Here is a 12,456-nt window from a genome sequence, read left to right as displayed (position 1 = left end):
GACGCGTGCGGGCGGCTAGGAGACCCAGAGGAACGGCGGATGTCCCGACGGCACGTCGCCGCGAGCCGCGAGCCGCGCGAGGTGCACGGCCCCGTCGAGGGGCCCGCCCGCGGCCGGCACGAGGGAGGCATCGGGCGCGAGTCGCCCGAACTCGGCGGCGAAGGACTCGGTGAAGGCGCCGCCCGCGGCGAACACGCCGCCCGTACCCGATGCGCGGCGGGGGAGCGCCGGTTCGAGGGCGGCGGCGAGGGTCGCCGCGACGAGGCGGCCGGCCGTCGACATGATGCCGGTCGACACCGGGTCGCCGATCGAGGCGAGGCCCGCGACATCCGCCGCGAAGCCCGCGAGGATCGCTCCGCGGTCGTCGCGCGTGTAGAGCTGCGACGGCCACGTGGGCGCCGGCCCGAAGCGCGATTCGGCGGCGGAGAGGAGGGCCGCGGCATCCGTCGTCACGCGGTCGTGGGTCTGGATGGCGGCCTTCAGTCCCTCGATGCCGATCCAGGCGCCCGAGCCGCGATCGTCGTAGAGGTGGCCCCAACCGCCGACCCGGCGCCACACCTCGTGCAGGTCGGTGCCGATCGCGATGGCGCCCGTGCCGACCGCGACGACGGCGCCGGCGTCGCCGCCGAGTGCTCCGAGGTGCGCCGTCACCGCGTCGATCGCGAGCGCGACCGGCGCACCGTCGGCGGTGATGACGACGGGCATGAGTGCCGTGGCGGGCGTCGCGACCAGCGAGGCGAGGCCGGTGGCGCCGATGCCGACGCCCGCGAGCGGGGCATCCGGCCATTCGTGCCGTGCGCGAGCGACGAGGTCGGCGGCAACATCGAGGGCGTCACTGCCGTCGGGCGACACCCGCACCGCCGGGCCCTCGAGCAGGCGGCGGTCACTCGAGACGGGCCGGGCAAGCGGTTCGAGGGCGGCTCGGCTGCCGGTGCCGCCGATGTCGATGCCGAGCACGAATGCCGGTCCGGAAGTTTCTTGCACAATCGCCGCCATTCACGAATAATACTTCCAGAGTCACTACTGTCCAGTTTCGCAGTCCCCGGGCACTCGCGCCCACATTCCAGTTTCAACGAGGAGACCACGCTATGAAGAAACGCTTCCTCCCGATCGCCGCGCTGGGCCTCACGGCCGCGCTCGGCATGTCGGCCTGCTCCGCCCCCGCAGACGGCGGAGGCGGCGAAGACGTCAACGCCGAGGGCCAGACGCTCGACGTCTGGATCATGGAAGGCACCAATCCCGACTCCGAGGCCTTCTTCGACGAGGTCGGCGCCGCCTTCACCGAAGAGACCGGTGCCGAGCTCAACGTCGAGTACGTGCAGTGGGCCGACGCCCACGACCGCTTCGTCACCTCCATCGCCGGTGGCACGACGCCCGACGTCGCCGAGACCGGCACGACGTGGACCGCCGAGTTCGCCGACGCCGGCGCGCTCGCCCCGATCGGCGAGTACGTCGAGTCCGAAGACCTCGGCGGCGACCTCGTCGAAGGACTCGTCACCTCGGGCACCTACGACGACGAGCTGTACGGCATGCCCTGGTACGCCGGTGTGCGCTCGCTCGTCTACCGTGCCGACATCTTCGAGGAGCTCGGCCTCGAGGCCCCGACCAGCTGGGACGAGATCGTCGCCGCGGGCGAGGCCGTGAAGGCCGCGCACCCCGAGATGATCGCGTTCGCCGTGCCCGGCGACGCCGAGTTCGGCGTGTACCCGTGGGTCTGGGGTGCCGGCGGCGAGGTCGCCGTCGAAGATGGCGACGCATGGGAGTCGCAGCTCGCGAGCCCCGAGTCGCAGGAGGGCATCCAGTTCTACACCGACCTCGCGCTGAAGCACGGCTTCTCGTCGGCCGGTGCCACGACCTGGAAGGAGACCGACGTGCTCGACAACTTCTCGCAGGGCAACGTGGCCATGGCCCTCATGGGCTCGTGGACCCCCGCGGCCATCGTCGAGAAGAACGCCGAGCTCGAGGGCAAGTTCGCCGCCACCCCGATCCCCGGCAAGGACGGCGGCATCTCGCCGTCGGTGCTCGGCGGCTCGCACCTCTCGATGTTCGAGACGGCAGAGAACAAGGACCTCGCCTGGGAGTTCATCAAGCTCATGACGACCGGTGAGTTCGCCGAGCAGTGGGGCGAGCAGTCGGGCTACTTCCCGGGCCAGGCATCGCTCCTCGCCGAGACCATGGAGTCGGACGACCCGCTCGTGGCGCCCTTCGCCACGCAGCTCGTCGACGGCGGCGGCACCGTGCCCGTCACGCCGAAGTTCGGCGCCGTGCAGGCGAAGAAGACCACGAACACCGCCATCCAGGCGATCCTCTCCGGGCAGAAGACGGTCGAGCAGGCGACGACCGACGCAGCCGCGGAGATGGACGAGATCATGAACGGCAACTGATTCAGTGAGCAACACCCTTCAGGCTCCGCCGGTCGTGCAGGGGGCATCCGCTCCCCGCACGGCCGGCGGGCCCGGCCGGAAGCGGAGCATCCTGGCCCGCACCCGCCCCTGGCTGCTGCTCGGGCCGGCGCTCGCGGTACTCGCGATCCTGCTGCTCTGGCCGCTCGTGCGCGTGTTCCTCTTCTCCCTGCAGGACTACGGACTGCGCGAGATCGTCACCGGCGACTTCAACTTCATCGGCCTCGCCAACTACGGCGAGATCTTCACCGACCCGACCCTCTGGACCATCGTGCTGCCGAACACCGTCGGCTTCGCGGTGCTCGCCGTTGCCGGCACGGTCGCCCTGGGCACCGGGGTCGCCGTGCTCATGGCCTCGCTCGGCCCCGTGTGGCGCACGGTCGTGGGCAGCGCCATCATGATCGCCTGGGCGATGCCCGCGGTCACGGGCACCTACGTCTGGGTGTGGATCTTCGACGCCGACCGCGGCATCTTCAACGAGACCCTCCAGGCACTCGGCCTGCAGGACGAACCCGTCAACTGGTTCACGAACCGCTACAGCTTCTACGCGATCGTGCTGCTGAACGTCATCCACCACGGCTTCCCGTTCGTGGCCATCACGATCCTCGCGGGCCTGCTCGGCGTGCCGAAGGAGATGCTCGAGGCGGCTGAGATGGACGGCGCGAACGCGTGGGGCCGGTTCTGGCGCATCATCGTGCCGAACCTCAAGCAGGTCTTCGCGGTCGTGATCATCCTCTCCACCATCTGGGACTTCAAGGTCTTCGCGCAGGTCTACCTCATGCCAGGAGGCGCGGGATCGAACCGCGAGGCGCTGAACCTCGGGGTGTGGTCGTACGTGGAGTCGTTCGGCCAGAACCGTTACGGCTTCGGCTCGGCGATCGCCGTGCTGCTCACCCTCGTGCTGCTCGGCATCACCGTCGTCTACGTGCGCACCATGCTGAAGGAGGAGGAGCTGTGAGCGTCCCCACCACCGGCACCGACCGCGCCACCGATCGTGCCGACGCCGCCGACCGTCCCATCCGCAGCACGCGCCGCTCGGCCCGCAAGACCCGCGCCGCGGCGGGCAAGGCCGTGCTCGTGCTCCTGCTGCTCGGCTTCACGCTCTTCCCCGCGTTCTGGATGCTCTCGAGCGCGTTCGACGCGCAAGCCGGCAGCGGCGGCCAGCAGCTCCTGCCGCGCGAGTTCACCTTCGACAACTTCGCCTACGTGCTGACCGAGGGCGGCTTCGACGTCTTCCTCCGCAACTCGGCGATCGTCGCCGTCGTGACGGTGCTCGCGAGCGCGGTCCTCGCGCTGCTCGCCTCGGTGGCGGTCGCACGGTTCCGCTTCAAGTTCCGCACGGCGATGCTGCTCATGATCCTGATCGTGCAGATGGTGCCGCTCGAGGCGCTCGTCATCCCGCTCTTCGTGCAGGTGCGCGACCTGCAGCTCCTCAACACGCTGCTCGGCCTCATGGTCGTCTACGTCGCGCTCTCGCTCCCGTTCGGCATCTGGATGCTCCGCGGGTTCGTCGCGGCCGTGCCCGTCGAGCTCGAGGAGGCCGCATACATCGACGGCGCCACGTGGGGGCGCATGTTCCGGTCGGTGCTGCTCCCGCTCGTGATGCCGGGGCTCGTCGCGACGAGCGTGTTCTCGTTCATCACCGCGTGGAACGAGTTCATCTTCGCGATGACCCTGCTGGGGGGCGCGACCGCGAACTACACGGTCGCGATCGGCCTCAAGCAGTTCTTCGGCGAGCACTCGAACGAGTGGGGCTACATCATGGCCGCCTCGACCATCATCACGATCCCGGTGATGATCTTCTTCGTCATCGTCCAGCGTCGCTTGTCGAGCGGCCTCGTGGCCGGCGCGGTGAAGGGGTGACCGGCGCCGACGATCCCACCGTCATGAGGTTGGTGGGCGGGGTGCTCTGGCCGGGGTTCCTCGGCCGGGGCGTCCCCGACTGGCTTCGCCGCGAGCTCTCCGGCGGCGGTCTCGCGGGCGTCGTGCTGTTCTCGCACAACCTGGGCGATGAAGGCGAGCGGATGTCTCTCGCCGCCGAGCTCCGTGGTGTCGGCCGACCGCTCCTCGTGGGCATCGACGAGGAGGGCGGCAACGTCACGAGGCTCGAGGTCGAGGCCGGCTCGACGCTGCCGGGGGCGGCGCAGCTCGGCGCGGTCGACGACCTCGCCGCCACCGAGGCGGTCGGGCAGGAACTCGCCGCGCGCTCGCTCGCGGTCGGCGCGAACCTCGTGCTCGCACCCGTGGCCGACGTCAACACCGACCCGCGCAATCCGGTCATCGGCGTGCGCTCGTTCGGCGAGACGCCCGAGCTCGTGTCGCGGCACACCGTGGCCGCGCTCCGCGGCATCCAGGGCGCCGGGGCGGCTGCGTGCGTGAAGCACTTCCCGGGCCACGGCGACACCCACCTCGACTCGCACCACGCGCTGCCGTCGCTCACGATCGGGCTCGACGAGCTCGAGCGAGTGCACCTCCCGCCGTTCCAGGCGGCGATCGACGCGGGCGTCGCCGCGGTCATGTCGGCGCACGTCATCGTGCCGGCGTGGGGCGAGCAACCTGCGACGCTGAACCCCGTCGCGCTCGGACGCGTGCGGGCCATGGGCTTCGCCGGCGTCATCATCACCGACGCGCTCGACATGGCGGCCGTGCGCGAGTCGGTCGGCGCGGGCCCGGGCGCCGTGCAGGCGCTCCTCGCGGGGGCCGACCTGCTCTGCGTCGGCAATCCGCGCAACCTCGGCGCCGCGGCCGCACCCGATCAGGACGAGCGCGACTTCCGCGAGGTGCAGCAGGCGATCGTCGCCGCGGTCGACGACGGCACGCTCCCGGTGGCCGTGCTCGAACGCGCCGCCGGGCGGGTGCGCGCGCTCGCGGCATCCCTCGCCGAAGGCACGGCAGGTGAGCGGATGCCCCTCGACGCGGCCGCCATCGCACGTGCGGCGGTCACGGCCGACGGCTCGTTCCCGGCGCTGCCCCGCCCGCGCACCGTCGTCGACCTGCGCGGACGGTCGACCCTCGCCGTCGACGGCAGCACCGACTTCGTCGCAGAGGCCCTCGCCGCCGGAGGACGGGTCGTTGGCGTCGACAGCTCGGAGGCGGCGGTCGCCGCCCTGCCGCCCGATGTGCCGCTCGTCGTGCTCGTCGACCGCATCGGCGCCGGCGCGGGCGGGCAGCGTGACGCGCTCGAGCGCGTGGCGGCCGTGCGCGCCGACGCCGTCGTCGTGAACGTGGGCATGCCGAGCGACAACGGGTCGAGCGCGCGCCTGCCGCTGCCCGCGCTGCACGCGCGCGCCGCGAGCCGACTCGCCGCCGACGCCGCGGCCGCGCTGCTCGATGCGGGGGTGCCGGCATGATCGTGCTCTCGCTGCAGTCGGGCACCTCGGCCGACGGCATCGACGTCGCCGTCGTCGACCTCGTGCGCTCCACCGGTTCGCGCGAGCACTCGCGGCCCGACGTGCGGATGACGCCCCGATTCGCCACGACGGTCGCGTGGGCGCCGGAACTCCGCGCGCAGATCCTCGCCGTCGCCGCGGGCGAACCGCAGGCGGCCGGCGAGTGGACCAGGCTCACCACGGGCATCGGCCAGGCGTTCGCGGATGCCGCCGCGCGGGGCATCCGCGAATCGGGCACGACCCCCGACCTGATCGTCTCGCACGGCCAGACCGTGTTCCACTGGGTCGAGGGGGCGCACGCGCGCGGCACGCTGCAACTCGGCGAGCCCGCGTGGATCGCCGAGCGCACCGGCGTGCCCGTGCTCTCCGACCTGCGCGCCGCCGACATCGCGGCGGGCGGCGAGGGCGCCCCGCTCATGGCGTTCTTCGACCGAGCCTGGCTGGGCGCGGCGGCGCGCGCTTCGCGCCGCGCGGTCGCGACCGTGAACCTCGGCGGCATCGCGAACGTGCAGCTCGTGGGCGCAGACGGCGAGGTCTCCGCGTTCGACAGCGGGCCGGGCAACTGCCTCATCGACGCCGTCGTCGACCGTCACTCGGGCGGCGAGCACGGCTACGACGAAGACGGGCGGCTGGCCGCGGCGGGCCGGGTGCACAAGGCGCTGCTCGACGAGCTGCTGCGGCATCCGTACCTCGCCGCGCCGGCCCCGAAATCGACGGGCCGTGAGACGTTCGGCCTCGACGTCGTCGATCGTGCGGTCGTGGCATCCGGCGCCTTCGATCTCTCGATCGACGACCTCGTCGCGACCCTCACCGAGTTCACGGCGCGCACCGTCGTCGAGGCGCTGGCCGATGCGGCACCGGATGCCCCTGCCGCCCTCGTCTGCTCGGGCGGCGGCGCGCTGAACCCGGTGCTGCTCGAACGGCTCGAGGCCCTCGCGAGCGCCCGCGGCATCGCCGTCGAGTCGAGCGCGGCGCGCGGCATCGATCCGGCCTTCAAGGAGTCGCTCATGTTCGCGCTCCTCGGCTTCTGCAGCTGGCACGGAGTGCCGGTCGCGCTGCAGACTGCCCGCGCCGACTCGGCCCCGCCGCGCGTGCTCGGCCGGCTCACGCCCGGCCGCGTGCCGCTGCAGGTTCCCGCGCCGCTCGCCGGCGTGGCATCCGTCACCGTCGAGCCGAGCGCCGAACGCATTGATCATTCTGGGCGCACCGACCGCACCGACCGCACCGACCGCACCGAACGCACCGACCGCGCTGAGCACCGCGCCGAACGCACCATCGCACGCACCACCGGGGGAGAACCACGATGACCGGGCCAGCACTCCATCAGTCCGCCGAGCACCGACAGTCGGCCGAGCACCGCGCGCTGCGCGAGCTCCTCGGCGAGCTGTCGACCGAACGCGTCAACGAGCAGCACGCCGGCTTCGACCTGATGGCCACCGAGGACCAGCTCGCCGCCATGCAGGACGAGAGCGCCGCGGCCGTCGCAGCCGTGACCGAAGCGGCGCCGCAGATCGCCGCAGCGATCGACGCGATCGTCGCCCGGCTGCGCGGCGGCGGACGGCTCGTGTACCTGGGCGCCGGCACCGCCGGACGCATGGGCGTGCTCGACGCGAGCGAGATCCCGCCCACCTTCGGCACCGACCCCGCCCAGGTCGTCGGCGTCATCGCCGGCGGTGAGGCGGCGCTGCACTCCGCCGTCGAGGACGCGGAGGACGATCCCGCACTGGGAGCCGCCGACCTCGCCGCCATCGGGCTCACCGCGGCCGATGCGCTCGTCGGCATCTCGGCGTCCGGACGCACGCCGTACGTCGTCGGCGCGATCGAGTACGCGCGCAGCGTCGGCGCCCTCACGGTCGGCTTCGCCTGCAACGAGAACTCCGCGATCGGCACCGCCGCCGACCTCGCCATCGAGACGGTGGTGGGACCCGAGATCGTCGCCGGATCCACCCGGCTCAAGGGCGGCACGGCGCAGAAGCTCGTGCTCAACTCGATCTCGACGATCGCGATGGTGCGCCTCGGCAAGGTGCACGGCAACCTCATGGTCGACGTGCGAGCCACCAATGCCAAGCTGCGGGCGCGTGCGGAACGCATCGTCATGCAGGCGACCGGGTCGGATGCCGCCGCGGCATCCGCTGCCCTCGAATCGGTCGACGGGCAGGTGAAGGCGGCGATCCTCGTGACCCTCACTGGGGTGGCGCCCGAGGTCGCGCTCGCGCGCCTCGCCGCCGAGGATGGAGTGCTGCGCAATGCTCTTTCCAGCGTGCGCGATTCCGAGGCGCACGCCGACGGCCGGCAGCACGAGACGAGGACCCTGTAGATGACCACGAACGTGCTCTCCGAGGTGCAACAGGCGCTGCCGCGCCTCAGCTCGTCGGAGGCGCGCGTCGCGGAGGCGATCATCGCCGATCCGACGCTCGTGGTCGACCTCACGATCACCGACCTCGCGCGGGTCTGCGGCACCTCGCTCTCGACGGTCGCGCGCTTCTGCCAGACCCTCGGGTACAGCGGCTACCGCGAGTTCCGCATGGAGGTCGCCACCGCCATCAGCCGTGAGGCCGCAGGCCGCGACCGGTTCGGACTCGCCGACTCGCACATCAACACGGATGACGCCGCCGCCGACGTCGTGGCGAAGATCGCATTCCACGAGGTGCTCGCGATCGAGCAGACCGTCGACGGACTCGACACCGCCGTGCTCGACGGCGCCGTCGGCGCGATCGTCGGCGCCGCGCACATCGACCTCTACGGCTTCGGCGCGAGTGGCCTCACCGCACAGGACCTGCAGCAGAAGCTCAGCCGCATCGGCATCTCGGCGTTCTGCTCGGTCGACATCCACCTCGCCCTGGTCTCGGCGGCGCTTCGGAAGCCGACGGATGTCGCGATCGCCATCTCCCACTCGGGCCTCACCGCCGAGACGAACCACGCCCTCGAGGTCGCCCGCGACGCGGGCGCCACCACGATCGTGATCACGAACTCGCCGGAGTCGCCGATCGCCGAGCTCGCCGAGTTCGTGCTGCCCACTCGCGCGCGGGAGTCGACGTACCGCATGGGCGCGATGTCGAGCCGTATCGCGCAGCTCGCGCTCGTCGACTTCCTCTTCGTGCGGGTCGCGCAGCGGCGCCACGACGACGTTGCGGCGCCCCTCCGCCGCACCTACGAGGTGACGGCGAGCCACCGCATCCCCTCGAGGCGGCGGCCTCCAGCCGACGACCGCGGGCCTGCAGCCGACTGAGGTCGCGTTCGGGTGCTGCTCTTCTTGCTCCTGCGCGCTAGTGCAGGAGATTCGGCTTCACACCCTCCCTGGGAGTGGTCCATCGCCTCTTCTCCTGCGTGAGCGGTGCTTCGGCCGATCCCGGCGTGCTCTGCGCCGTCGCCGCGTGTGCTCCGGCCGATGTCGGATGCCCGGCGTACCGTGGGCGGCATGACGAAGCAGGTGCAGCAGATCCTTGAGCACGACGTGCTCGACGAGCCGTGCCCGCGGTGCACGTCCAGAGCCGTGCGCGTGGTCGCGGGTTTCGAGTTCGCGTCGTTCAGTGCGGCGGATGCCCCGAGCGAGCCGCTCTTCGATTGCCGCGAGTGCGGCTTCGAATGGGGCGAGCTGGTGCGCGACCTCATGCGCTAGGGGGCGCCGCCTGCGCGCCCGGGAGCTGTGGATAACCGGCCGAGCGCCGGGCTCGCTCGCCTAGGGTATTCGGCATGCCCACTGCTCTTCCGACCGGCCCGCGCGCACGTCGTGCCGCTGCCGCGCTCGCCGCTGCCGGCGTGCTCGCGCTCGTGCTCGTCGGCTGCGGGGGCACCCCGGCACCGACCCCGTCGCCCGAGCCCTCGGCGAGTGCGGCCGAGCCGATCTTCGCGTCCGACGAGGAGGCGCTCGCCGCGGCTAAGGCTGCGTACGAGCGGTATCTTGCAACCGTCGACCAACTCACGCAGGACGGCGGGCAGGATCCTGACCGGATCCGAGATGCCGTTGCCGATGGCTACGTCGAAGAGCTTCTCGATTCGCTCAAAAGCCTGCGTGAAAGCGGAAATCGCACCTCCGGAACCACGGCGTACGACAGCATGGAGGTCTTGGAGCGACACGAAGATGATGGCGTCGCCAGAGTAACTGTGTATGTCTGTCTCGACGTAACAGGCGTACGAGTCCTCGATGCGAACGGTGCGGACGCCACTCCCGAGGGTCGCGATGAGCGGCGTGCCCTTCAAGCATTCTTCGAGTCCGCAGCCGTTGGGTCGGAAGAATTGCTACCTTCTGGTTCCGAGTCATGGTCCGGCGACGACTTCTGCTGAGCGCCGCGGCAGGAGTGGCGCTCTTCCTAGCCCTCCTATGCGCATCACCCGCCGCCGCAAATGAAGTTGACTGGGTGGCCGCGCAGAACGATGACAACCACACTGAGCTTGAGGTCGAGCGGCCCGGACGGGTGGAGCCGGTTACTGATGTCGAGCCTCCGCCCGGTGCTGAAGCGGATCCCCCAGGGGACAACACCACCAATGTCATCGACGTTGCTTTGGGGCTGCGACCCGACGACTGTCGCCCCGAGGATCGGTCGACGTGTGCCGGCGATCCCGCGGTCGAGCCCGCGCCCGAGGCAGCCCCGGCGGTGGTGGTGACGATGCGGGACATCGCGTCGTTCCGGCCGGCGAAGCCGGGGAATGGGATGGAGCCTGGCGGCTGGGCGATCGAGGACCTCGCGGCGAACTTCGTCGCTGCGGCATCCGTCGAAGTCGTCGCCGGCACGCTGCTGGGCCAGCCCGCCGAGGTGCGGTTCACCCCGGTCGCGTATCGGTGGTCGCACAGTGACGGCGCGGTCGTCGAGGGCAGCGATCCGGGTGCGACGTGGGAGGCCCTCGGGGTGCGCGAGTTCAGCCCCACCGGCACGAGCCACGCGTACGCGGAGTCGGGGGAGTACACCGTCGCACTCGACGTCGTGCTGCGCGCCGAGTACCGCTTCGCCGGATCCGGGTGGCGCTCGATCGCCGGAACACTCGAGGTGGCGGGCGATCCGCAGCGGGTGCTCGTCGGCGAGTTCGACACGGTCCTCACGCAGGGCGATTGCAACACCCATCCGTCCGGCCCCGGCTGCTGACCCTTGCCGGCCCGGGTGCAGGCCGACCAACATGAGGTCATGACCTTCGCGAACGTCGGCCGGCTGGGCGTCAAGCCCGGCGCCCGCGACCAGCTGATCGAGATCCTCACCCGACCGAGCACCGAGATGAGCATGCACGGGTGCCTCCTCTATGAGGTCGGCGTGAACGAGGAGCAGCCCGACGCCGTGTTCGTGAGCGAGCTCTGGGAGTCGGCCGAAGCGCATGCCGCGTCGCTGCAGCTCGACAGCGTCCGCGCCGCGATCGCAGAGGCGCGACCGCTGTTCAGCGGCGAGTTCGACGGCTACCGCTTCGACGTCATCGGCTCGCCGCTGCGCGTGTAGGCGACGCCCGACGCCCGACGCCCGAAGCCCGAAGCCCGAAGCCCGAAGCCCGACCGCGCAGGCGCCGCCACACGGGCAGCCGCTAGGCGCCCTTGGTGAACGTCTCCTCGTACAGCTCCCGCAACGCGGCCATCCCGCCGCGCGCGAACGCCTCGCGCTGCCGCGCCCCGCCAGTCCCCTCGCGCAGCAGGCGGTCGGCGCCCTCCCGCACCGCAGCGAGGTCGCCGGTCGCCTCGAGCGCCGGCTCGAGCAGGTCGATGCAGGTGCGCAGCACGTCTGCGGCCGGCCGCAGCTCGCCGAGCACCGGGTCGACGACGTCTTCACTCATGCCCGAGTGCGCCGAGTGCAGCAGGGCGGCGTTCAGCAGCTCCGGCCCGGGTGCGGCGTCGCGGGTCGGCTGCAGCCGGTCGCTGATGCCGAGGTCGTCATCCATGAGTCCGACCACGAGCGCCCGCCAGAATGCGGCGAAGAAGACGGTCGACCATGCTTCGAGCTGGGCGTCGGCGATGCGGACCTCGATCGTCGGCACGTGCGACGAGAGGCGCGCCATCCACATGATGATCGCGCGGTCCTTCATGCCGCCGATGCCGATGAGGCGTTGGAGGCGGCGGTCGTAGTCGGCGGCGTCCTCGAAGACGGGCGGGCAGCCGGTGGTCGTCCACCGGCGCTGCTCGACATTGCGCCAACTCTCATATCCCGTGTCGTAGCCGCGCCAGATGGGGGAGTTGCCCGACATCGCCGAGAGCAGCGGCAACCAGCTCCGCGACGCGTTGAGCGCCCGGATGCCGGTGTCGCGGTCGGGAATCCCGACGTGCACGTGCAGCCCGCAGATCTGGTGGTCGGCGATGACGCCGGCCATGTCGCGCACGATGCGCTGGTATCGGTCCTCGTCGGTGATGGTCGGGAACGGCAGCGCGTCGGGAGGCACGCCGACGCTCGCGGCCACGACGCCGAGGCGTGTCGCGTCGGCGGCGACCTCGCGACGGAAGCCGACGAGGGCATCGTGCGCGCCCTCGAGGTCGCTGAACACCGCCGAGGCGTGCTCGACCTGCGCTGCGAGGAACTCCTGGTGGGTGACGGCGCCCCAATCGGGAGTCGCAGCCAGCCGGCGGAACACCCGGCCCGCGACATCCACGGGTCGCAAGGCCTCACGGTCGAGGAAGATGAACTCTTCCTCGATGCCGAACGTCGTCATCGAACGCCCCCCGTCGCCAGATCGCCGCCCGATCGCTGCCGCTGCTC

General features: G+C 71.4%; 13 protein-coding genes. 11 read left to right on the top strand and 2 right to left on the bottom strand.

Annotation, left to right across the window (positions count from 1 at the left end):
* Nucleotides 1-15: 15 nt before the first annotated feature.
* The gene (locus QFZ26_RS05020) at nt 16-996 is read right to left on the bottom strand and encodes a BadF/BadG/BcrA/BcrD ATPase family protein (protein ID WP_307039842.1); all 981 of its coding nucleotides are present in this window, start codon (nt 994-996) and stop codon (nt 16-18) included.
* A gap of 92 nt (nt 997-1,088) precedes the next feature.
* Between QFZ26_RS05020 and QFZ26_RS05015 the strand changes: the two genes are divergently transcribed.
* From QFZ26_RS05015 to QFZ26_RS04965, 11 genes are all read left to right on the top strand, one after another.
* The gene (locus QFZ26_RS05015) at nt 1,089-2,384 is read left to right on the top strand and encodes a sugar ABC transporter substrate-binding protein (RefSeq protein ID WP_307039840.1); all 1,296 of its coding nucleotides are present in this window, start codon (nt 1,089-1,091) and stop codon (nt 2,382-2,384) included.
* A gap of 4 nt (nt 2,385-2,388) precedes the next feature.
* Nucleotides 2,389-3,360: a carbohydrate ABC transporter permease gene (locus tag QFZ26_RS05010; protein WP_373460680.1), complete on the top strand. Its 972-nt coding sequence runs from the start codon at nt 2,389-2,391 to the stop codon at nt 3,358-3,360.
* 113 nt (nt 3,361-3,473) lie between these two features.
* Nucleotides 3,474-4,265 carry a carbohydrate ABC transporter permease gene (locus tag QFZ26_RS05005; protein ID WP_373460750.1) on the top strand — a complete coding sequence of 264 codons (792 nt, stop codon included), beginning with the start codon at nt 3,474-3,476 and terminating at the stop codon, nt 4,263-4,265.
* Between the two features lie 23 nt (nt 4,266-4,288).
* Nucleotides 4,289-5,752 (top strand): glycoside hydrolase family 3 protein, encoded by a 1,464-nt coding sequence (locus QFZ26_RS05000; protein ID WP_307039838.1) that lies wholly within the window; start codon nt 4,289-4,291, stop codon nt 5,750-5,752.
* The gene (locus tag QFZ26_RS04995) at nt 5,749-7,098 is read left to right on the top strand and encodes an anhydro-N-acetylmuramic acid kinase (protein ID WP_307039836.1); all 1,350 of its coding nucleotides are present in this window, start codon (nt 5,749-5,751) and stop codon (nt 7,096-7,098) included. The genes QFZ26_RS05000 and QFZ26_RS04995 overlap by 4 nt, the downstream gene beginning before the upstream one ends.
* The gene (gene murQ, locus QFZ26_RS04990; RefSeq protein ID WP_307039834.1) at nt 7,095-8,108 is read left to right on the top strand and encodes an N-acetylmuramic acid 6-phosphate etherase; all 1,014 of its coding nucleotides are present in this window, start codon (nt 7,095-7,097) and stop codon (nt 8,106-8,108) included. Before QFZ26_RS04995 ends, murQ begins: the two co-directional genes overlap by 4 nt.
* Complete coding sequence (locus QFZ26_RS04985) at nt 8,109-9,020, top strand: MurR/RpiR family transcriptional regulator (RefSeq protein ID WP_307039832.1); 912 nt, start codon at nt 8,109-8,111, stop codon at nt 9,018-9,020.
* 189 nt (nt 9,021-9,209) lie between these two features.
* Nucleotides 9,210-9,410, top strand: coding sequence for a hypothetical protein (locus QFZ26_RS04980; protein ID WP_307039830.1), 201 nt, complete (start codon nt 9,210-9,212; stop codon nt 9,408-9,410).
* Between the two features lie 74 nt (nt 9,411-9,484).
* Complete coding sequence (locus QFZ26_RS04975) at nt 9,485-10,075, top strand: hypothetical protein (RefSeq protein WP_307039828.1); 591 nt, start codon at nt 9,485-9,487, stop codon at nt 10,073-10,075.
* Between the two features lie 323 nt (nt 10,076-10,398).
* The gene (locus tag QFZ26_RS04970) at nt 10,399-10,872 is read left to right on the top strand and encodes a hypothetical protein (RefSeq protein WP_307039826.1); all 474 of its coding nucleotides are present in this window, start codon (nt 10,399-10,401) and stop codon (nt 10,870-10,872) included.
* 39 nt (nt 10,873-10,911) lie between these two features.
* Nucleotides 10,912-11,214 carry a putative quinol monooxygenase gene (locus QFZ26_RS04965; protein ID WP_307039824.1) on the top strand — a complete coding sequence of 101 codons (303 nt, stop codon included), beginning with the start codon at nt 10,912-10,914 and terminating at the stop codon, nt 11,212-11,214.
* A gap of 82 nt (nt 11,215-11,296) precedes the next feature.
* Here QFZ26_RS04965 and QFZ26_RS04960 read toward each other — a convergent pair whose 3' ends face one another.
* Nucleotides 11,297-12,409, bottom strand: a complete 1,113-nt coding sequence (locus QFZ26_RS04960) for a carboxylate-amine ligase (protein ID WP_307039822.1) — start codon at nt 12,407-12,409, stop codon at nt 11,297-11,299.
* Nucleotides 12,410-12,456: the final 47 nt, after the last annotated feature.

Source organism: Agromyces ramosus, from assembly GCF_030817175.1.
In the GTDB taxonomy this organism is placed as follows: domain Bacteria; phylum Actinomycetota; class Actinomycetes; order Actinomycetales; family Microbacteriaceae; genus Agromyces; species Agromyces ramosus_A.
Note: the sequence above shows the minus strand (reverse complement) of the source record. Positions and strands in the feature narration are given on the sequence as shown.

What these genes read in the sequence shown, in the direction of transcription:
- QFZ26_RS04985 (WP_307039832.1), top strand. Translation starts at nt 8,109, where the DNA reads ATGACCACGAACGTGCTCTCCGAGGTGCAACAGGCGCTGCCGCGCCTC.
- QFZ26_RS04995 (WP_307039836.1), top strand. Translation starts at nt 5,749, where the DNA reads ATGATCGTGCTCTCGCTGCAGTCGGGCACCTCGGCCGACGGCATCGAC.
- QFZ26_RS04970 (WP_307039826.1), top strand. Translation starts at nt 10,399, where the DNA reads ATGCGGGACATCGCGTCGTTCCGGCCGGCGAAGCCGGGGAATGGGATG.
- QFZ26_RS05015 (WP_307039840.1), top strand. Translation starts at nt 1,089, where the DNA reads ATGAAGAAACGCTTCCTCCCGATCGCCGCGCTGGGCCTCACGGCCGCG.
- QFZ26_RS04975 (WP_307039828.1), top strand. Translation starts at nt 9,485, where the DNA reads ATGCCCACTGCTCTTCCGACCGGCCCGCGCGCACGTCGTGCCGCTGCC.
- QFZ26_RS04965 (WP_307039824.1), top strand. Translation starts at nt 10,912, where the DNA reads ATGACCTTCGCGAACGTCGGCCGGCTGGGCGTCAAGCCCGGCGCCCGC.
- QFZ26_RS05000 (WP_307039838.1), top strand. Translation starts at nt 4,289, where the DNA reads ATGAGGTTGGTGGGCGGGGTGCTCTGGCCGGGGTTCCTCGGCCGGGGC.
- QFZ26_RS05020 (WP_307039842.1), bottom strand. Translation starts at nt 996, where the DNA reads ATGGCGGCGATTGTGCAAGAAACTTCCGGACCGGCATTCGTGCTCGGC.
- QFZ26_RS04960 (WP_307039822.1), bottom strand. Translation starts at nt 12,409, where the DNA reads ATGACGACGTTCGGCATCGAGGAAGAGTTCATCTTCCTCGACCGTGAG.
- QFZ26_RS04980 (WP_307039830.1), top strand. Translation starts at nt 9,210, where the DNA reads ATGACGAAGCAGGTGCAGCAGATCCTTGAGCACGACGTGCTCGACGAG.
- murQ (WP_307039834.1), top strand. Translation starts at nt 7,095, where the DNA reads ATGACCGGGCCAGCACTCCATCAGTCCGCCGAGCACCGACAGTCGGCC.